Raw genomic sequence first — 19,485 nt, 5'->3', positions numbered from 1 at the left:
GCCGGGATCTGCGCGGGGGGCGCCCAGTGATGGGTGTCCCTACCGCGAACAGATTGTTAGAATTTGGCTTTTTATTAGGTGTTTAGTCCCGGCATTTGCTGGAGCGGATTAAGTTTGAATCGTTCTGGCTGGGAAGTCCAGCATTTGCAGATGTATTCGTAGGGCGTGAGGCCCTTCAGGGTCTTCAGCCGTCGAGCGTAGTTGTAGGCGTTAATGAAGTCGGCAAGGTGTGCTTCGAGCTGATCGTGTCGATCGTAATGGTAGCGTTGGACGGTCGCTTCCTTGATCGTGCGGTTCATGCGCTCGACCTGGCCATTGGTCCAGGGATGCTTGATCTTGGTCAGCCGATGTTCGATGCCATTCTCTTGGCAGCGGATATCGAACATATGTGTCGTATATCTTGCCGTCGGGCCGTCCGCGTAGCGCGGCGGGAAAGTGAACTGGATCCCATTGTCGGTGAGAACCGTGTGGATCTTGTAGGGGACAGCCGCGATCAGGGCTTCGAGGAAGGCCGAGGCGGAGGTCCTTCCCGTCTTCCTGACCAGTTGCACAAAGGCGAACTTGCTGGTGCGATCGATGGCGACGTAGAGGTAGAGCTTGCCTTCAGCGGTCTGCAGCTCGGCGATGTCGATGTGGAAGTAGCCGATCGGGTAAGCCTTGAACTTTTTCTTCGCAGGCTTGCTGCCTTCGACCTCCGGCAATCGGCTGATGCCGTGGCGCTGGAGACAGCGATGCAGGGATGATCGCGTCAGATGCGGGATGGTCGGTTGGAGCGCATAGAGGCAATCGTCGAGCGGCAATAGCGTATGCCGCCGGAAAGCGACGATGATCGCCTCCTCCTCGATGGAAAGCACTGTCGACTTGGCGTCCCTGGGGCCTGTCGGGATATCGGCGACCGTCTCGCGATCCTTCCACTTCGCGACAGTCTTCTGGTTGATCCCGTAGCGCTTGGCGAGCGCCCTCAGGCTCTCTTGACTATTTTGTATTGCTCGACGGACTGCCTCCGTCGTGGTGGCGCAGCCGTGTAAAACTTGTCCCATAGCGCATCCTTCGAATCGTGCGATAAGAATGCACCATCAAAGCCTGGGACTAAACACCTAGCAAAGCAGGACGACATGTTCTGCTTCACGGCGACTCGCCGAAAGGTATGGAACTGATCGTTGCTAAAGGGTCAGCAATCGCAAGGTCGCTCAGATTGCCTTCGAGCCGGACTCGACCAAGGCCGCTCCATTCAAGCGCAACGACGTGATGCCGGCAGTCATGTGCGACGAGGGCGTACACTTTCCAGGCATGAGCCTCCAGGCGGATCTCGCCGGCACGGCGGAGAAGCTCGGTACCTCCATCTGGGGGTATGGCGAGGATCGTACGTGAACGGGAAGATTGGGCCATCACTTACCTGCAGATATCGCGCTCGCAGGCGGAATGCCGACGGTCCTGATATCGAACTATCAAATTCTTCTAGCTCGCTGTGAATCTCCGCACTCTGCCGCCCACGTCGGCTTGTCGCCGCCAGATGGGAGGACGTGTCAGGAAAAATTCACGCAAGAAAATCCTGGAGAGGGTTGAAACGCCCCTAACGTCAAGTTGTACGATCTTGAAATGGACAACGGCAGTCATCAGCGTCCCAAACCCTCCAACGAGCGACGGTGTGCGAATGCATCAAGTCTCAAGCCCACGCATCAGACTCCCGCTGCCAACGACGATTATCAAGTGTGCCATGCCTTGATCTGCATCCGGGCGCGATGATTTGCATCGATTTCCAAACGTCAAGTTTGCCTGAATGGCGCAGGTTCACACGTAAGTCGGTCGGCCGACCTGCCGCTTCGCGACGCAAGAAGGCGACCACGCTAAAACCTGCGCATGCGTGATGGCTGGGTGAGAGCGCGCGTCGGCGCCAATTGCGTTCGAGGGCGCGGTCGCAAAGCCAATTTCTAGGAGGTCTGAATGGCATCGGTGAGGAGCTTTGAAGATCGCTCTGCATCTGCGATGAGATATGGAGGTTGTCATCCGGCAGGCTTTTCGGACGCCGACCAGAAACGCGCCCGCGATCTATGACGTTCCTAAGCTGTTGACCGAGGAAGTCGACGCTCGCCACAGGGGCTCCCCTGTTGGGGTGGGCGTACTTCAGATCCATTGACGAATACAACTTGAGGAGGAATGGTTTGACAAGACAGCGCTCTTTGCTGACGCCTGGTCCATTGTCGTTATCGCTGGCGGTCAGGAGCCAGATGCAGCTTGATCTCGCATCGCGCGATTGCGAGTTCAAGGAAGTGACCGCCTGCATGAGGCGGCTGATGCTCAACTTGCTGGGAAATGCTGGCGACCATTCGGTGGTGCCTATTCAGGGAGGCGGCTCCTTTGCAATGGAAGCCGCTCTCTCTTCATTTGTGTCCCGAGCCCACAGGCCGCTCGTTTGCATAAACGGCATCTATGGCGAGCGCATTTTAGAAATTTTGCGGCTGTGGGGCGTCGAAGCACTGAAGCTTGTCAAGCGAGCGACCGATCCTTTGGATCCTCAAGAAATTGGCGAGCATCTGAGCCGAAACCCTGGCGTTACGCACCTGTGTCTCGTGCACTGTGAGACGACCACCGGGATCGTCAATCCGCTGGACGCGATCGTGGAGGAGGCGAGGCGACGTGGCGTAAAGACCATCATCGATGGGATGAGTTCTTTCGGCGCCCTTAATATCGACCTGAGCCAGCGTGGACCTGACGTCCTGGTTACGTCGAGCAACAAGTGCATAGAAGGGCCGCCGGGAGTAGCGTTTGTCATCGCGTCTCGCGAGCTGCTGGAGAATGCGGTTCAAGAACCGAGGTCGTTTGTGCTCGACGTGAGAGATCAATGGCTCTCACTCGAGCGCACCGGCGAGTGGCGATCGACCCCTCCCACCCACGTCGTTCAGGCAACGACAAAGGCCTTGAAGATTCTGCACGAGGAGGGCATTGATGCCAGGCGCTGCAGATACGAGAAGGTCAGGGACGATCTCGTCAAAGAACTCGAAGGAGTAGTGTCTCCGCTGCTGTCCGCGGACTTGCAGTCGCCGGTCTGCGTCGCGTTCAGTGCGCCGTCCGGAATCGTGGACCAGGCAGGATTCGATGGGCTGTATCGCCACTTGGCGGCCCACAACCTTTACATCTACTCGAAGCTGCATCTTGCGACGCGGAGTTTTCGAGTCGGTTGCATCGGGGAAATCCAATCCAGCTGGATCGAGCAGTTGGGGTGCGCTTTTCGTACATATTTCCTGTCCGGTCAGGCTCGGTCAGCGGGCCCGATATCGGGCCAAGAGACATGCGGGGCTCGCGTAAAGATGCCGGCTCGAGCGGCTGCGGACCCGCAGCTGTCGTTCTCTGCCGAGACTGCTGTTTTGCATGCGGGCTATCGAAGCGACCCGGTGACGAAAGCCGTCGCAGTGCCGATTTACCAGAATACGGCTTATGAACTCGATGGCGATCTAAACCACATTGCTGACGTCTACAACGTTAAGGCTGATGGGTTCACCTATACGAGGATCATCAATCCGACGACCCGCGCGCTGGAAAGACGCTACGCCGCCGTCGATATGGGAAGCGACTCGCTCGCCGTTGCGTCAGGTCAAGCGGCGACGTTCCTTGCTATTGTCAACCTGTCAAGTGGCGATGTGGGGGACAATGTCGTCGCCTCTCCGTATCTATATGGCAATACCTGGAACCTGCTCCACAACACATTAAAGCGTCTTGGGATCAGCGTGAGGACGGCAGATCCTCGAAGGCCCGAGACGTTCGAACGTGCCATTGATGATCGCACGATATGCCTGTTCGGAGAGGTGATTTCGAATCCCTGTCTGATTCCGCTCCCCGTCAAACAGCTGGTGGAGATCGGCCGAAAGTACGGCGTGCCTTTGGTCGTGGACAATACGACGACGCCACTGGTATGCCGGCCATCAGATCTTGGCGCTGCGATTACGACGTACTCCGCAACGAAATATATATCCGGCCATGGCACGACGCTCGGCGGACTGATCGTTGACAACGGCGAGTTTAGCTACCGGGGAGCCTCTCGCTTTCCCTTGTTCAACCGTCCCGACGATGCGCATGGCGGAATTGTCTGGCATAACGCGGTGCGCGATGTCGACGATCTTGGAAAGAGCGAGTTTCTCCTCAAGGCTCGCATGACCTGGTTGCGCGATACCGGCGCGGCGATCGCCCCGTTTGCGAGCTTTCAACTGATCCAAGGGCTTGAAACGCTGCCCCTTCGCATGAAGCAGCACTGCGCGAATGCCAGGATCGTGGCCGACGTTCTCAAGGAGCATCCTAAAGTGCGCCGTGTCTTCTACCCGGGGCTCTTTGAAGGCGCCGATCGGGAAACCGTCGACCAGACACTCAATGCCGCATACGGGCACGGGGCGATGGTCATGTTCGAAGTGGAGGATGAACAGGCTGGGCGCAAGTTCATCCAGAACGTCGACTTGATGTATCACGTTTCGAATGTAGGGGATGCCCGCACGCTCGTGACCCATCCTGTCTCGACGACCCACACCACCGTCCCGCGGGAAAAGCGCGAAGCCGCCGGCATATTTGGCGGCTCGATCCGACTTTGCGTCGGCATAGAAGATGTCAGCGACATCGTACGCGATCTGGACAAGGCGCTTTCCGCAATCTGACAACCCGCAAGGCGATCAGGAAGAGGTTCTCATGAATCAGGCAGAGGCTTGGAAATTGAGGTCATCACGCTATGAGGCCGTTCAATTCAGCCGAGAGATCAATAGGCAGCTCTCCGAGTTGAGGCCCGACAACATAACGGGAGCCGCTTATATTGCTAAAGATTACGCTGTGATCACAGCGTGCACGCTCGCGACTGTGTCCGTCTCATGGTGGCTCTACCCGCTGGCCGTTCTTCTGATTGGTGCCTATCAGCGCGGATTGACAACTATCGCTCATGATGCGGCTCACCGCACGCTCGCAAAGAACACGACCTGGAATTATGTGCTCGGCATTCTGTTCGCGGCCTATCCCTTGTTCCAGCGCCACTGGGCCTACCGGATCTCGCACGTCTATTTGCATCATCCCTATCTCGGCGACCCGGACAAGGATCCCGACCTGAAGTTCTTCCTGGCCAGCGGCGTTTACGACGTGCAGTCTCCGGAGCGGTACGCTTTCAACATCATCTGGAAGCCGATCTTCGGCGGCGCAACAGTGACGTATCTGAAATATCTTTGGACGAATCGGTTTTCGATCACAAATGCCGAGGATCAGAGCCGCTCAGCCATACTTGTCGACAAGTATGGCTTCTATCTCTTCTGGATCAGCATCCTGGCCGGGTCATATGCTCTTGGGCTGCTCCATATCGTCGTCCTGTTTTGGATCGTGCCCTATCTTACCACGTTTCAGGTCCTCGGCTGGTTTATCGAGCTCGCTGAGCACTCACCTATGTGCGAAACCGAGACGCAAAACGTCTATCTCACCAGGAATCGGAAAGGAAGTTTCCTCGAGCGGGCCATCCTTGGACAGAATCTGGATGAATACCATCTTGAGCATCACCTTTCGCCGGGTATCCCGTTTTGGCTGTTGCGCAAAGCTCAGAAAATCCGAATGCAGGATCCGAACTACGCGAAGGTTGCCGCTACCTGGGGCGGGCTCTTTGTCAAGGGACCTCAAGGTCAACCTAGCGTCATAGCTCAGTTGAAAGAGCGAAATCGACGGTTGTATGAGCAGTCCGTTGCCGACGTTCGCACGCGAGGGCAGGGGGCGTGACGTTGTTTCGGCCAGAGCGCGCCCGAGCCGTGGTCGGCGTCACCTCGAACCGTCTTTTGGTCGATGGTGTGCATCGCGACTGGTTGCGGCGCAAGTACGTGCAGGCACTCCATCGGCATGCGGGAGTGGCTTGCGTCATATTGCCGACGGTCGACGCCGAAGACGCGCGGGAGGAGATCGCCCCGGCGATCATGCGCCGGCTCGACGGCCTGGTGTTGACTGGTGATGAATCGAACATCGACCCCGCCGTCCTGAGAGCGCCTGCGTCCTTGACGGAGGCTGATCCGCAGGACGTTGAGGTTGGGATCCTTGACCGCCCGCGGGACAGGCTCTCTGCCGTAACCATAGAGAGCGCCATCGCGCTCGGAATGCCTATTCTGGGCATCTGCCGTGGGCTTCAGGAACTCAACGTCTATTTCGGCGGCACACTCCGCCCATCGCTTGCGGAGTGGAGGCCGGAAAGTGGCGCGATGCATGCCGAGAAGTCAGATCGTCCTAGAGACCGTCAGTACGACGCCGCGCACAGCGTCAGCATATGTTCCGATGGCGCGCTCTTTCCAGTCGCGCGGGCGATCGAAGCGCAAGTCAACTCGCTGCACAATCAAGGCATCGAGGCGCTTGCCCCGGCGCTGAGGCGGGAGGCGTGGGCGCCTGACGGTCTGGTCGAGGCGGCCTCGGTCATTGGCGCGCCGACGCTGCAAATCGGTGTGCAATGGCACCCCGAATGGCACGTCTCAACCGATCTCCTCAGCAAGCAACTGTTCAAGGCATTTGGAGAGGCGTGTGTTGGGTACTGCCGAACTAAGAAGCACTAGAGGCGGATTGTGACATTTCAAACCAAACGTGGTCCGTGCAGGTCGAAACGAGAATCCGTCGGAGCCGATGTACGCGTCTGGTCCTGCGAGGGCCGTGCGCCGCCGCGCGGGCACAGGAAGAGTGCGCGATTGACGAATCGCTTCGCTCCAGGAGTTTTCTTTGTGGCGCTTTATGTCGTCGTGAGCGCGGCAGGCGAGGTTTATGCGGCATCGTATTTTCAGCAAGCAGATGTGTTCGTCGCGCTCCTGCTGTCCTTCGCTGTGATTTGTCTGACGTTCAATCTCCTGGCTCACCACGAGGGAGGCGAAGCAAGGGTGGCGAAATGGTCGCTCCTGATCTTCGTCGCGCTCAATGCCGTGACAGCGATCAGCTGGATCGGCCTGTTTATCGGCCTGAAATACGCTGAACCTGCGATCGTCGTCGCCTTTATGGTGGCGTTGGGGCCCACTGCAACAGTGTGGTTAAACGCACTGATCAGGCGCCAGGGCGCCCCTCCAGCATCCGATATTGTCGTGAGCGTTACGATCGCGACGATCGGGAGCTACATGATTTGGATCTCGGCCAGCGGCAACGCGGGCGTGGAGTGGGGGGCTCGATCGTCCTTTGGCATCGTCTTGGCCATCGTGGCCGGCCTATCGCTGGCCGTTACAAATATACTTGTTAAACTGCTGTTCGACCGTGGCTTTTCTGGCCGACAAGTGCTGGCGCATCGCTTTTATGGAACGATTCTCTTGCTGCTGGGACTGGTCGACCATTCATCTATGGTGATCGAGATCTCGCAGCATTGGTTTGCGATCGCAACAACTGGGCTGTCGACGATCATTGTTCCTTTGCTCTTGATCCAGCAGGGCATTCGCCGCCTAGAGCCCTTCACCGTCAACATGGTCCTGTCCACCGCCCCTATCATCACCTTCCTGTTCCAGTACTTCGATTCTCGCATCGTGCCTTCGTCACATACGTTCGTTGGAAATGTTCTCATTACGGCTGTCTCTGTCGGCAGCATCTACTTGCAGTATCGGAGATCCGCATGAAAGAACGGAACTGTGTAATCGTAGACGCATACTCTACCGGCCGCTACCTACCGGAAGAATTCAAGCGCTATGGAATTGGAACGGTGCATGCGATGTCGGCTGCACAGATTCCACCCATATTCCAATCGCATTTCAATGCGGATCTGTATGATGAAGTCATTCGCCCCAGCGAGCACATGGGGTATGACGACATCGTTGAATATCATCTTCAGGCTCTCCATGGTAGGGAATTGGATTTCGTTATCGCGGGCTGCGAGACCGGAGTTGAGCTCGCCGATTCTTTGTCGGAGCGGCTGGGCTTACCTTCGAATGGCACCGCGCTATCGGCTGCTCGGCGTGACAAAGCGCGGTTGTCTTGCGCGCTGACCTCTGCAGGCGTGCGATCGATCAGACAAGTCGTGTCCGACAGTGCTGTAGAGTTCGCAAGTTGGAAGCATGAAGCGAAGTTCGACGAGATCGTGATCAAGCCTCTGAACAGTACTGGTACCGAGGATGTATTCTTTTGCTCGACAGATGCTGATATTCAGCGGGCTCTAAGCGCAATTGTCGGGAAGACGAACCGTGTCGGAGCGTTGAATCGCTTTGCCCTTGGGCAGGAAAAAATAAACGGCCAGCAATACACCGTAAATGCCGTCTCGATCGACGGGGAAGCCTTCGTTACGGAGGCCTGGACCTATGACACCGTTCCTATTCAGGGGGCATCATCGGTCTGCTCACTTGAGAGGTTGTTGGGGGGCAGCGAACCACTCGTTCAGGAGTTGTCCGACTACTTGGTGCGTGCGTTGCAGGCGCTTCAGATCGTCGACGGACCAGCTCATGCTGAGATCATTGTCGATCGTCGGGGGCCGGTTCTGGTGGACTTCGGAGCGAGGCTTCAAGGGACCATGTCGGCAAAAGCACGAACCATGGCGTTGGGGCACAACCATATGACGCTGACGGCCTGGCGCTACGCAGATCCCAAGAGCTTTGGTGAGTACATGAGGCTGCGCGGGCCATACAAGCGGCAAGCTCACGCACTATGCGTCTCGCTGATCTCCGATATGGGCGGTGTCGTTGTCGGTTACCCGGGACTCGAAGCTATCCGCAAGCTCCCGAGCTTCGCGGATGCCATTGCATTCGTTCCGATTGGTCAAGAGCTGGTTCCGACGATCGACTTGGCGTCGACACCAGGCATCGTTTATCTCGTGAATAGCGACTTGACGCAGCTTGAGGATGACTATGACAAGTTGCGAGCAATGCGGATGGATCAGGTGTTCGATTTAGTGGATCGCGACTAATGCCAACTAATGCCAGGTTGACCGGGGCGAATCCAGCCCGCGCGGCGATGATCGGCGTAAGCGACTTCGATGGCGTCCTGCGAGGCAAACACGTCTTAGGTGAAGATCTGTCGGATGGCGATAAAGTTATCAAGTTCTCTGAAGCGGTGCTGGCGTGGGATTGCTCGGACCGGGTCATTCCGGCCAGTTTCACGCAAAAGCCGCTATCAGCGTTCGGAGATGCTGATCTGCGTATTCTGTCAGGCACCGGCCGTTCAGTGTCTTATGTCGGCGATCAATATCTCTACCTGGCCGAGTTCACGGGCGCACATGAGAACATCTGCCCGCGCGGTATTCTGCGTAAGGTCCTGAGAAGGGCCGCTGACCACGGATACGGCTGCGCTGCCGGGTTCGAGTTTGAATTTATGCTGTTCAAGGAGAACGCCGACACAATTGAAGATAAGCCGTTCGGCGAATGGGCTCCTTTAACACGGGGCCCGTTCGGCTACTCGATTGCGCGCTCTGTCGCGCAACATGAGCTGTTCGATGAGATCTTGGCGCTTTGTGAGAAGGCTAGAATACCTCTCAGCGGACTGCACTTTGAAACGGGGCCTGGCGTGGTCGAAGCGTCACTTCGTCATTGTGATGCGCTGGAAGCTGCCGATCGAGCAACCATATTCAAGTCGATGATAAAAGCCTGGGCGCAAACGCGAGGCATGATGGCTACATTCATGGCCAAGGTTTCCGAGAAATGGCCTGGCCAGTCCGGCCATATTCACATCTCGATGTCCGCGGATGGTCAGAATGCGTTTTACGACAGCGATGCGTTCGGCAACGTCTCGAAGCTTATGAGGCAATTCATCGCCGGACAACTGGAATACATGAATGATTTCTGTGTGCTCGCAGCGCCGAACTTCAATAGCTACAAGAGATTGGTACCCGGCTGCTGGGCACCAATCTGTCCAAGCTGGGGAGTTGACAACCGCTCCTGCGCGGTTCGTGCGATTCCGGGAGATTCGTCGGCCCATCGCCTGGAGTATAGGCTGGCTGGCGCAGACGCGAACCCATATCTCGCGCTCGCATGTGCCATTGGTTCCGGAATACTGGGCGTCGAGACGGATGTGGCACTACCGGCTTCGATCGTCGGTGATGCAGGCGTGGAGATGTGTCGTCCGTCCGCGAGACTGCCCCAAAGCCTATCAGAGGCAACATCACGGTTTGCACAGTCTCCAGCGGCCAATGATGTCTTCGGAGAAAGGTTTGTTGAAGCCTTTTCTTGCTCCCGCCGTTGGGAATGGGAAGCCGTTCAACATCGGGTCACCGACTTCGAACGTCGGAGGTACTTCGAGATCATTTAGCTTGAGCGCCTCGACAGTCTGCACCTCAGTCCTGTAAATGGCGCCGGAGAGCTGGTGCGACTATCCGTGCTGCCGATGTTAGACTTCAAGCAAATGTGGGTCACTCGTTAACTGTGCGGACCTTGGCGATTGCTCGAAGATGCGGCGCTGAGCAGGACGCTCTTCACCAATTGGCAACTGGCGTCGGTTCCAGGATTCCTGATTGCTGACGATATCGAGCGAGCCATAGCCGCTTGCGACGGCGAAATCCGTTTCCACACGCATCGGCGCTGTTTGGGACGTACACATCCGGTCAAGCTTTCAATTACTCACAATTTCTGCCCAACGACGGCGCCCAACCCGATGTCAGTAAGGCGTGACAGTCCGCGCCACATAACCGTATTGCCGGGCGGGGGATCATTGGAGCGCGCGAGGTACCGCCGAGTCGTGCGATCTTGGTCAGGTAATGAGACAGTGATTTTTGTCGGAACGACCTTTGGCCTTTATCCTTTACAAGATGATCAAGCAGGTCGATCTCGATGTCGGACAGCGCAAGGCTCGGTGGCGCATCTGGAGCCGAGCGGTTGAGCTTCGTCATCCAGAAGACCCGCCAACTCAGGATGCAAAAGACCGAGATCAGATTGGCAAGCCGTTGGGCGGTCCTGAGCTTCGACTCGTCAGCTTTGCAGCCCGATTTGAGGATCTTGTGGAACACATCGATTTTCCACCTCAGCGCATACCATTCGAGCTTCTCAATGGCGTCCTTGCGTGACTGAACGGGCAGGTCGGTGATCAGTTTCCACTCGATTTTCTTTCTGTTCTTCGGTATCCCGCGTTCTTCGGCATGGATCACCGTTAATGTCAGCGCGAAATATCGCTTCTGCTTTCCGATCGGCGGGAGGACTCGAATCTTACGATTCGGATCTCGAGAGACATGAACGTGTAAGCGCTTCATCGTCTGTCGTTTCAGGCTGGGACTTTGGTGTGCTTCAGCCCGGGTTTGCAGGTGGCGGGGGTGCCTGGAGCTGCAGCAGTTTTCGTTCACAAACCCGAGTGGCGAGATCGGCTATACGCAGTCGGTTGATTGCCGCTTCAAACTCGGGCTCCGCAAGGCAAGATGATCCATTAACGAACCATATGAGTGGATTTGGTTCACAGATGGACCAGAACTTGACATGATCCTCGAGATTGGTTTATAAATGAGCCATAATAACCACAATGGTCTATTAATGGATCGTGAGATGCCCAAGAAAACGAGACCATACTCTCGATATGCCAAGGATGCGGCTGCACTTCTGGGGCAGCTCATCCGCAAGGCCCGCATCGATCGCAAGATGACGACCGAAGAGCTCGCCGACCGGGCGGGCCTTTCCCGTGGACTCTTGCGACGTATCGAGAATGGCGATCTTGGCTGCACACTTGGCGCCGTTTTCGAAGCCGCCACCATCGCGGGCGTACCGCTGTTTGAAGCGGATGAACGCACGCTGACCAGCGCTCTCGCATCGAATTCGGCCGTGATGAGGCTATTGCCAAAAGCCGTCCATGCCCCGCGCGTGAGGCCCGATGACGACTTCTGACAAGAAGCCGGCCGAGGCCTTCGTATGGGTCTGGCTACCCGGTAAGACCACGCCGGTCGTGGCCGGCCGCTTGTTTGCCTCTGGCAATCAGTTCCTCTTCAACTACGGACAGACCTATCTCGCGCGCAACAACGCCATTGCGCTCTACGATCCGGAACTGCCGTTACGTCGTGGGGTCCTTCCCCTGACGCCGGGATTGATGATGCCTAATTGCATTCGCGACGCGGCTCCCGACGCCTGGGGACGTCGCGTAATCATCAACCGCAAATTCGGGAAGAGCAGCAAGGAGGTCGACGCTGCGGAGATCGACGAACTGACCTATCTTCTCGAATCTGGCTCCGACCGCATCGGAGCCCTCGATTTCCAGTCGTCGGCAGAAAAGTACGTGCCGCGGGAGGCTTCGGCTGCATCGCTCGAAGAACTTCAAGCCGCGACCGCGCTCGTCGAAAAGGGCCTGCCGCTGACGCAGGACCTCGATCGCGCGCTTCTGCACGGAAGCTCGATTGGCGGTGCCCGGCCCAAGACGATGATCACGTCAGACAGCAAGAAGTACATCACCAAGTTCTCTTCACAGAACGACCTCTACAATGTCGTGAAAGCCGAGTTCGTGGCAATGCGGCTGGCCGCCAAAGCAGGACTTGCCGCCGCTTCCGTCGCTCTCGAGCGCGCCGCCGGCAAAGAGGTGCTGCTGATCGAGCGTTTCGATCGGCAGAAAGTCGATGACGGATGGCAGCGTCGCGTCATGGTATCAGCGCTGACCTTGCTCGGGCTCGACGAGATGATGGCGCGTTACGCAAGCTACGAAGACCTTGCGACTATTATCCGTCACCGGTTCACTTCGCCCAAGGAAACGCTCAAAGAATTGTATGGCCGGATGGTGTTCAATATCCTTTGCGGCAATACAGACGATCATGCCCGCAATCACGCGGGCTTTTGGAATGGAAAAGATCTCGCGCTGACGCCCGCCTATGATATCTGCCCGCAAGTCAGGACGGTCGGCGAGACAACCCAGGCAATGCTCATTGTCGGCGAGCAACGCACAAGCCAAATCTCCGTTTGCCTGAAGGCGGCGCCGCTCTTCCTGCTCGATACCAACGAGGCCACGGATCTCATTGCTCGACAGATCAGGGCGATCAAGACATTCTGGAATGACGTATGCGACGCCGCGTCACTTACAGAGGTCGATCGCAATTTCCTATGGGGGCGGCAGTTCCTGAACCCGTTCGCCTTCGTTGACGCTCCCAAAATACTCGCCAAACTCGTCAAATGACGTCGGGCTTGCGGCAACAATGAAGAGCGTCAAACCCAAGGACGGCTCGGGCGAGCCGCCGGCGCAAGGCGGCGGGCGCAATGCTGATGCGGACTTCCACGGCAAGAAACGCTCGAACGACACCCATGCTTCGACGACTGATCCCGATGCTACGCTCTACCGCAAGGGTAAGGAGACGAAGCTGTGCTTCATCGGGCATGGGCTGATGGAGAACCGCCACGGCCTGCTGGTCGACGCCTGCCTGACGCGGGCCGATGGGCATGCCGAGCGAGTGGCCGCGCTGCACATGATTGAGCCTCGTGCCGACCGGCCGACAGCAATCACGCTTGGCGCCGACAAAGCCTACGACGCAGAGGACTTCGTCAACGAGCTGCGCTCGATGAACGTAACGCCGCATGTTGCGCAGAACACCAGCGGCCGCAGCTCTTCGATCGACGGGAGAACGACCCGGCACAGCGGCTATGCCGTCAGCCAGCGCATCCGCAAGCGCATCGAGGAGGCGTTCGGCTGGATCAAGACGGTCGCCGGTCAAGAGAAGACCAGCTTCCGTGGCCGTGATCGCGTCGCATGGGCCTTCACCTTCGCTGCCAGCGCCTACAATCTGGTGCGGCTGCCCAAGTTGATCGCGGAGACCGGCTGATGGGCAAGGTGCCCGGCTTCGCCAAGGCCTTTGTCGGACGTTGGCGCATCGTCGAGATGGACGTCTGGGACAGCGACTTCCTCGATCTTGTCGAAGAGGCGCATCTCACCTTCCAGGGCAAGTCCGATGGCGAAATCGCCTTTGGGGCTCTTAAGGGCTTCTTGGACGTGCGCTACGGCACCCGCGACGGTTCGCCTTGCGCGGAGTTCTCATGGGAAGGGCACGATGAGAATGATCCATCCTGCGGTCGCGGATGGGCTATGATTGGCACCGCGGGCAGGCTCGTCGGCCACTTCTACATCCACAACGGCGACGATTCCGCCTTCGTTTGCGAACGCGGCTGAGTTTTTCAACACCCTGCTCTCATGTTTGCTGTCAAGCGACTCGATCAAGCGGAGCCGCTTCCGGCTGAGCGCCCGGACGCTGGACTTCGAAGGTGCCCACGGTAGGAGGCAGGGCTAAAGACGACGGTTGATCAAGCTCTCATGCGCGGGTTGGCTACCGCATGACCGTGGTTTCGTCTTGGGGCTGCCTCGGTCTAGAGGGCGAGCGTCGGCAATGCCGGCTCATAACAGGCCACGAGGATTCCCCACCGCGCCCTGCCTCCTGCCCTGGGCACCGATATGGTCGGCGCTCTTCAGGCGGCCGGCCCGAGTTGTACTTGACGAGTGATCGCCCACAGGAAGCCGACCATCTCACGTGCAATGGCGGTGGTGACGATCACCTTGGGTTTGCCGGCCGCCGACAAGCGCCGATAGCGAGCGCATAGCCTGACCTGGGCCTTCCAGGCGATATCGCGGATAACTTGAGGCAGGCGCTCGTTACGGTCATGGAGCTTGCGACTGACGCGGGCTTGCATGCGATAGGTCCATGCCCCCTCGATCAGAGCCCGCCTGGCCAGAGCGTTGCCAGCCTTGGTGATACCGCCGCGTCGGATGGTGCTTGGCGCAAGATCACGTGGCGTGAAGGGACGGCAGAACGCTTATCCTCGCGCTTTGCCCGTGTGCGCATCCGTCCGGCACATCGAGATTACTGGCTTGCCGAAAGCCGGCCGCAGGAATGGCTGCTGATCGAGTGGCCGGAGGGCGCGGAAGCACCCACCAAATATTGGTTCTCGACGCTTCCGGAGAACATTGGATTCCGTCACCTGGTTGACACGGCCAAGCTGCGTTGGCGCATCGAGCGCGACTACCACGAACTCAAACAGGAGATCGGTCTTGGCCACTTCGAGGGACGAGGCTGGCGCGGCTTCCACCATCATGCAACGCTGTGCATCGCGGCCTACGGATTCCTGGTCTCCGAGCGGGAGACGATTCCCCGCTCAGCAACAGGTTCGGCCGGGTTTTTCAAAGAGGTTACAATTCCCGAAACTTATCGCCCGAGGGGTTCCGCCATTGCGGCCTGAACGCCACGTTCCAAATTCGATCTCGACTGTCCGGCGGAAATTGAGCGCCGCTCTCGCGTCCACACTATCTCGATGCCCTTGTTGTATCAGAGCAATCTCAAGACAAAGCAGTCATCGAAATTTATGATGCAGTAAGACTAGCTCTCGACCCCAGGGATGATCGCTTGAGCCGCGCAGGCATTGCTCGGCTTACACAGCGACGGCCGCGAAGCTGATGGCGCAAATCAACCAAAACGCAGATTTTCTGCGGACACCTTACCCGAGCTACCCATCTTGACATCGAAGCTGATCCGCGCCCCCTCCGCAAGAGCGGTGTAGCCGGCCTTCTCGACTGCTCTGATGTGCACGAATACGTCGGCTCCCCCATCATCCGGCCTAATAAAGCCGTAGCCCTTCGTCGCGTTGAACCACTTTACTATACCGGTTGCCACTATAATATCTCCATGCAAATGACCGCGATCTATCTACTGTTCGCAGAATGATCAAGACCCTCCTCGTAGGTCGCGTGCGATGTTGCCCCGCCGCTCACTATTGAGCGACATCGGTCGTCGCTCTGAGCTTCACAGAGCCGTTAGGCCGATCGATCGTCCCGCGTCCTCGGCTGTTTCTGGCCGCGACGCCTGCGGCTGGCGCTGCGGCGTTGCAGCGCGGGTGGAAGCACGGGAAGCTTACTTGCGAGAGGCGTCTCACGCGATCCTTCGAGCGCTCGCTCTTGAGTGGTCGGCATGGCCATCTGTTCCAGCGAACCAAGAAGGGCCCTGCCTTTTTCCGTTATGATCCACTGTCCGGATTCTCGCGCAACCAGCTTCTGTCCGAAAATATTGAGATCCGGGGCCCGCTCTGCCAATCGCTTCATACGAGCCGTCCACTCCGGACCGCTGGTGTAGAATACCGCTAGGTAATCCTTCAGGACAGCGAGACTCGCACGGCCCTCCGGTTGGCCGGCGAGAATCTTAAGTATCGAGAGCTGAAAACTCACATTCGTTAACCAAACGCAGTGGCACGATCGCCGCACACATTAGCGGCCCCTAGCGGACCCCGCGCTGGGCTTCAAAACAAGAACCTGAAAACAAATGCTAACGCACGGATCGTCCGACAAGTTTGGACGCAAGCTTATACTGTCCTTTCGGATCTGGGGAGGCCCTTCGATGCAATTCCTCGGCCGTTCCAACAGGGCTTGCGGGAAGCATCGAACCTGCTGATCGTGGACAGCCCAGAGCATTGCGAAACGGAGCTTACGCGTCTCAAAGAGACGCAGTCCGAAACTCGCGAGAGCGAATTATCGATCTAAGGTCGCCACGTTGCAAGAAGATTGAAAACTACCATACGCGCGTGAATGTATCCGCGCCCTTCAACTTGCCGGGCTTTCCGTTCTTATCAACGTAGAACAGCGTCCATGACGTTGGCATTTGAGCCCCGTTAATTTTTCCAACCCACCGGGTGAACGAATTGCACTGGGCAAAAGTAACAACAAAATACAGTCCGGTTGGACCGACTGCTCCCGATGCAGGATAAGGGATACCCTGGCAAGCAAACCCTTGAGCATGGTTCGTGAAAGTCCCTTGGATTGCCCTGCCATTAGTGGACCAAACATACAGCTCTGAACCCCGTTCATTCTTCCAGTATGAGGGAGCAGGAAGCCCCTGCGCCCTGGCCTCGGCGAAAAGCAAGAAGAACTGAGCGATCAACAAAAATCCCAGAAATCTCTTCATATTGAAGCCCCAAAAGAGTTCGCTTAGAAGTCGCATCTTGGATCACTAATTTGGTGCAACTTGAGGTGACGTTCGCTGCTGTTATCCCGCATTCGGCAACGGAATGCGGCGCAAAAGCGCAAGATCATGCTGGATCGCGGCGAAGGCGGTGTCCCTCGATTGCTTCCCCGCGTCGGTTCGCCTGGGGCGGCCGAGCTCCGAGCTGATGCTCGGTTATTGTGAGTGAGGCGCGCTTCCCATGAGCTCCATCGTCCGCGGACATACGCAGACCAGAGGGCATTGCCCACAGCTGTATCGGGTCGGGCAACCTGCGCCAGGCATATCCATTCCGGTGATTGCTAGTGTCCCCACAGCGGCACCTTCGTTCCGCCGTCGATTGCGGCCGCTTTCACTCAACTTCACCGAACATGGCTAAGAAATAACGAATGGCATCTTCCAGAGGTTGCCAGATCTGGGAATCACGAGCATTGCGGCGACACACAGTCGATACGTGCCGATTTAAATCGCGATCCCGAAGGGCTGCTATTGGTCCTTTCCAGGACGCTGTCATTTCCGTGTCTATGTTCGACGGGACATCGATTTATCAGGAGCGGCCGGACCCAACGACTCTTTCGCAAAGATTGGCCGAGTACCACTTACCTTATCACCAGGCGCTATCTGACATCATCCGCCGTCTCCGAAAACTGTGCGGGCGCGTCCTGCTTCTCGATCTGCACGCGTTTTTACGGACCCATCGAAGACGATGTATGAATCGGCGACTTGCGGGTGCGTCGTGTCAACCGGCCACAACAGCGATCGCCGTGATCGCGTTCGAGCGACGGGGCTTCCGGGCAGTTTCCAATGAACCGTTTGCCGGCGGCAGGAAACACTACAGCGCTTCGACCAAGGCGTTGCAGATCGAATTGCGCTTCACAACCTATATGGATTGCGGTCGTATCGATGATCCTGTCCAGCCAGAGATCGACAACGCGCGGCTCCAATTTTTGAAGCCCCGCCTTCGTGGTGCGCTCACGGAGATGGTTGATCGATGGTGCCGAATCTAGAAGAACGCTTCACCTGCAGCTGCGTGCCGACCTCCAATCGCGACATCGCACCGCGATTGCTGACATGGCGATGGCGAGATTGCCGGGGAAATTGCGGTCAGCACCCGGATCTCGCCGCAGCTCTTGACCGTTGCGAGTTATCCCGTCAACGAGAAAGGCCGATGAATGGGAATGACAGGCTGAGGATGACGGATGTGATTGATCAAGCGAACGCCTCGGAGTTGCCGCCCGTCTCGCGCAAATCGCCAAGGCGCGTTTCTTGGATTCTCGCGCTCGTGGTCATCTCCGTTGGTCTGTGCGCCGGGGCAGCCTACTATTGGAGTAACATCGAGACAGTTTTCGCGACGTCATCGGCGCATGAGCCTGTCCCGATTACAGGCTTGTCACCTGAGGATAGGGAAGCTCTCCTCCAGATTCGATCAGGACAACAGAAGGCGAGCGATGAGATCGCAGAGCTCAATCGCAACATCGGTGCCCAGCAAACCGATTTGAAGCGGATGGCGGACCAGATCGAGGCGCTCACGGCGAAGATCGAATCTTTGCAGAAATTGCCCGTTCCCGCCCCTACGCCCCCTGTTCCTTCTCCGCCGGCCGCCCATTCCGCTTTGAAGCCGGCCAAGCGAGTGGTCCAACCTTCTAAACCAGAAGGGCCAATCTCAATCGGGGGCGCGCCGCTGATCCCGGAGCGAGGTACTGACCAGCGTTGATGCAGACGACGACTTTGTCGTCGACTGCTTTTCGTTGTGGCAACGCTCCCGGCCTTACGAGCCCTTGACCATGGCTCGCTTGATGGATCTCGCGCCTAAAGTCCGCGCGGAGATGAATAGCTATCCATCCATGCGTCGACCAAAATGTAGGTCAGTCGGATCACGTCGCGCAGGCGCGGCCCATTCTCTAGGCGTGACAGTGTCGGTTGGGAACAAAGATCGCGACCGCTGTCCGGCAGCCGTCCGCAGGCCAGCTTGAATGCGGGATCGGACCGCAGATGATCGAGGTCGTCGGCGTCCTCGTAGCCGCAGCAGATCGCGAACATGCGCGCGCGGAACATATCGACCAGGCTGTGCACGACCCGCGTCGGATCGCGCCGATCCGGGAACACCCGGGCCAAATTGTCGGCCAAACCAAGACGCCGCTCGGCCATCGCCAGAAGCATCACCCCCCCTTTCGAGGTTAGGCGCCCACCATCGAGGCAGCTGTGACTTTCTTGGCGTGAACGGCTGGAAACGAAAAGGGCAGAATCGTATCGTCGGTCATGGCGGACGTGGCGTTCGCGGTTGAAGGTGATGGGTTGCAACCGAATCCTACGCCGCATCAACGCTTTACACCACGCTCGCCAGCCCCTCAGGCGCACGCTTTCGAATAAGACGGGCTAGCTCGACGCTGAAGAAGATGGTCAACGGCGAGTTCGACTTGCGCCGTCTGAACGACGTCACCCAACAGCTTCTCGAGTCCAAGCAGATCGAGCAGCGGTTCGCCTCGACCAAGACCGGCGGTCGCCCCTCGCATCGGTGGTTCGCACTGTGACGGAGCGGAGTGCCTTTTTACATTACTTTCTGAATAGGATAGGCAGGCGAATGGGGCGCACGCTGCTAACGTACGCCCCCCTCGTTTAACGCTAGGACCTTCGCGGCGCCGCGTCCATTCACGAAACAGCCGTTATTTCCTGCC

General features: G+C 57.7%; 15 protein-coding genes and 4 pseudogenes. 13 read left to right on the top strand and 6 right to left on the bottom strand.

Features of this window, described 5'->3' with window-relative positions; genetic code table 11:
* Positions 1-74 precede the first annotated feature (74 nt).
* Positions 75-1,040 carry an IS481 family transposase gene (locus ACVWW6_RS43215; protein ID WP_456682933.1) on the bottom strand — a complete coding sequence of 322 codons (966 nt, stop codon included), beginning with the start codon at positions 1,038-1,040 and terminating at the stop codon, positions 75-77.
* A gap of 1,188 nt (positions 1,041-2,228) precedes the next feature.
* On the opposite strand from ACVWW6_RS43215, the gene ACVWW6_RS43210 reads away from it, so the two are divergent.
* From ACVWW6_RS43210 to ACVWW6_RS43185, 6 genes are all read left to right on the top strand, one after another.
* Positions 2,229-4,640: a 2-aminoethylphosphonate--pyruvate transaminase gene (locus ACVWW6_RS43210; protein WP_456682932.1), complete on the top strand. Its 2,412-nt coding sequence runs from the start codon at positions 2,229-2,231 to the stop codon at positions 4,638-4,640.
* A gap of 31 nt (positions 4,641-4,671) precedes the next feature.
* Positions 4,672-5,730: a dhydrorhizobitoxine desaturase gene (rtxC, locus tag ACVWW6_RS43205; protein WP_097669827.1), complete on the top strand. Its 1,059-nt coding sequence runs from the start codon at positions 4,672-4,674 to the stop codon at positions 5,728-5,730.
* The gene (locus ACVWW6_RS43200; RefSeq protein WP_456682931.1) at positions 5,727-6,545 is read left to right on the top strand and encodes a gamma-glutamyl-gamma-aminobutyrate hydrolase family protein; all 819 of its coding nucleotides are present in this window, start codon (positions 5,727-5,729) and stop codon (positions 6,543-6,545) included. The genes rtxC and ACVWW6_RS43200 overlap by 4 nt, the downstream gene beginning before the upstream one ends.
* A gap of 129 nt (positions 6,546-6,674) precedes the next feature.
* Positions 6,675-7,577, top strand: coding sequence for an EamA family transporter (locus tag ACVWW6_RS43195; RefSeq protein WP_456682930.1), 903 nt, complete (start codon positions 6,675-6,677; stop codon positions 7,575-7,577).
* Positions 7,574-8,854 carry an ATP-grasp domain-containing protein gene (locus ACVWW6_RS43190; RefSeq protein WP_456682929.1) on the top strand — a complete coding sequence of 427 codons (1,281 nt, stop codon included), beginning with the start codon at positions 7,574-7,576 and terminating at the stop codon, positions 8,852-8,854. Before ACVWW6_RS43195 ends, ACVWW6_RS43190 begins: the two co-directional genes overlap by 4 nt.
* Complete coding sequence (locus ACVWW6_RS43185) at positions 8,854-10,191, top strand: glutamine synthetase family protein (protein WP_161536427.1); 1,338 nt, start codon at positions 8,854-8,856, stop codon at positions 10,189-10,191. The genes ACVWW6_RS43190 and ACVWW6_RS43185 overlap by 1 nt, the downstream gene beginning before the upstream one ends.
* A 304-nt stretch (positions 10,192-10,495) precedes the next feature.
* On the opposite strand, the gene ACVWW6_RS43180 is transcribed toward ACVWW6_RS43185, so the two are convergent.
* Positions 10,496-11,125, bottom strand: a complete 630-nt coding sequence (locus ACVWW6_RS43180) for a hypothetical protein (protein WP_456682928.1) — start codon at positions 11,123-11,125, stop codon at positions 10,496-10,498.
* Between the two features lie 244 nt (positions 11,126-11,369).
* On the opposite strand from ACVWW6_RS43180, the gene ACVWW6_RS43175 reads away from it, so the two are divergent.
* The 4 genes and pseudogenes from ACVWW6_RS43175 (at position 11,370) to ACVWW6_RS43160 (ending at position 14,001) form a co-directional block, all read left to right on the top strand.
* Positions 11,370-11,747: a helix-turn-helix transcriptional regulator gene (locus tag ACVWW6_RS43175; protein ID WP_456682927.1), complete on the top strand. Its 378-nt coding sequence runs from the start codon at positions 11,370-11,372 to the stop codon at positions 11,745-11,747.
* Positions 11,734-13,017 (top strand): type II toxin-antitoxin system HipA family toxin, encoded by a 1,284-nt coding sequence (locus ACVWW6_RS43170; protein WP_456682926.1) that lies wholly within the window; start codon positions 11,734-11,736, stop codon positions 13,015-13,017. Before ACVWW6_RS43175 ends, ACVWW6_RS43170 begins: the two co-directional genes overlap by 14 nt.
* A gap of 13 nt (positions 13,018-13,030) precedes the next feature.
* Positions 13,031-13,657 (top strand): annotated as a pseudogene (locus tag ACVWW6_RS43165) (transposase); the annotation flags it as partial.
* Positions 13,657-14,001 carry a hypothetical protein gene (locus tag ACVWW6_RS43160; RefSeq protein ID WP_456680068.1) on the top strand — a complete coding sequence of 115 codons (345 nt, stop codon included), beginning with the start codon at positions 13,657-13,659 and terminating at the stop codon, positions 13,999-14,001. The pseudogene ACVWW6_RS43165 and the gene ACVWW6_RS43160, both read left to right, overlap by 1 nt.
* 293 nt (positions 14,002-14,294) lie before the next feature.
* Here ACVWW6_RS43160 and ACVWW6_RS43155 read toward each other — a convergent pair.
* Positions 14,295-14,600 (bottom strand): annotated as a pseudogene (locus ACVWW6_RS43155) (IS110 family transposase); the annotation flags it as partial.
* On the opposite strand from ACVWW6_RS43155, the pseudogene ACVWW6_RS43150 reads away from it, so the two are divergent.
* A pseudogene (locus ACVWW6_RS43150) lies at positions 14,580-15,062 on the top strand (transposase); the annotation flags it as partial. The pseudogenes ACVWW6_RS43155 and ACVWW6_RS43150 overlap by 21 nt on opposite strands.
* Positions 15,063-15,286: 224 nt before the next feature.
* Here the strand turns inward: ACVWW6_RS43150 and ACVWW6_RS43145 are convergent.
* Both ACVWW6_RS43145 and ACVWW6_RS43140 read right to left on the bottom strand, forming a co-directional pair.
* Positions 15,287-15,493: a cold-shock protein gene (locus ACVWW6_RS43145; protein WP_097670001.1), complete on the bottom strand. Its 207-nt coding sequence runs from the start codon at positions 15,491-15,493 to the stop codon at positions 15,287-15,289.
* A gap of 888 nt (positions 15,494-16,381) precedes the next feature.
* On the bottom strand, positions 16,382-16,774 hold the full coding sequence (locus tag ACVWW6_RS43140) for an avidin/streptavidin family protein (protein WP_097670005.1): 393 nt from the start codon (positions 16,772-16,774) through the stop codon (positions 16,382-16,384).
* Between the two features lie 425 nt (positions 16,775-17,199).
* Between ACVWW6_RS43140 and ACVWW6_RS43135 the strand changes: the two genes are divergently transcribed.
* A complete protein-coding gene (locus tag ACVWW6_RS43135; RefSeq protein WP_456682925.1) occupies positions 17,200-17,817 on the top strand; it encodes an N-formylglutamate amidohydrolase in 618 nt (205 codons plus the stop codon).
* Between the two features lie 185 nt (positions 17,818-18,002).
* The gene (locus tag ACVWW6_RS43130) at positions 18,003-18,524 is read left to right on the top strand and encodes a hypothetical protein (protein WP_456682924.1); all 522 of its coding nucleotides are present in this window, start codon (positions 18,003-18,005) and stop codon (positions 18,522-18,524) included.
* A 116-nt stretch (positions 18,525-18,640) separates the two neighbouring features.
* On the opposite strand, the pseudogene ACVWW6_RS43125 reads toward ACVWW6_RS43130, so the two are convergent.
* Positions 18,641-19,071: pseudogene (locus tag ACVWW6_RS43125) on the bottom strand (transposase); the annotation flags it as partial.
* Between the last annotated feature and the right edge of the window lie 414 nt (positions 19,072-19,485).

This window comes from Bradyrhizobium sp. USDA 3311, from assembly GCF_054062495.1.
Note: the sequence above shows the minus strand (reverse complement) of the source record. Positions and strands in the feature narration are given on the sequence as shown.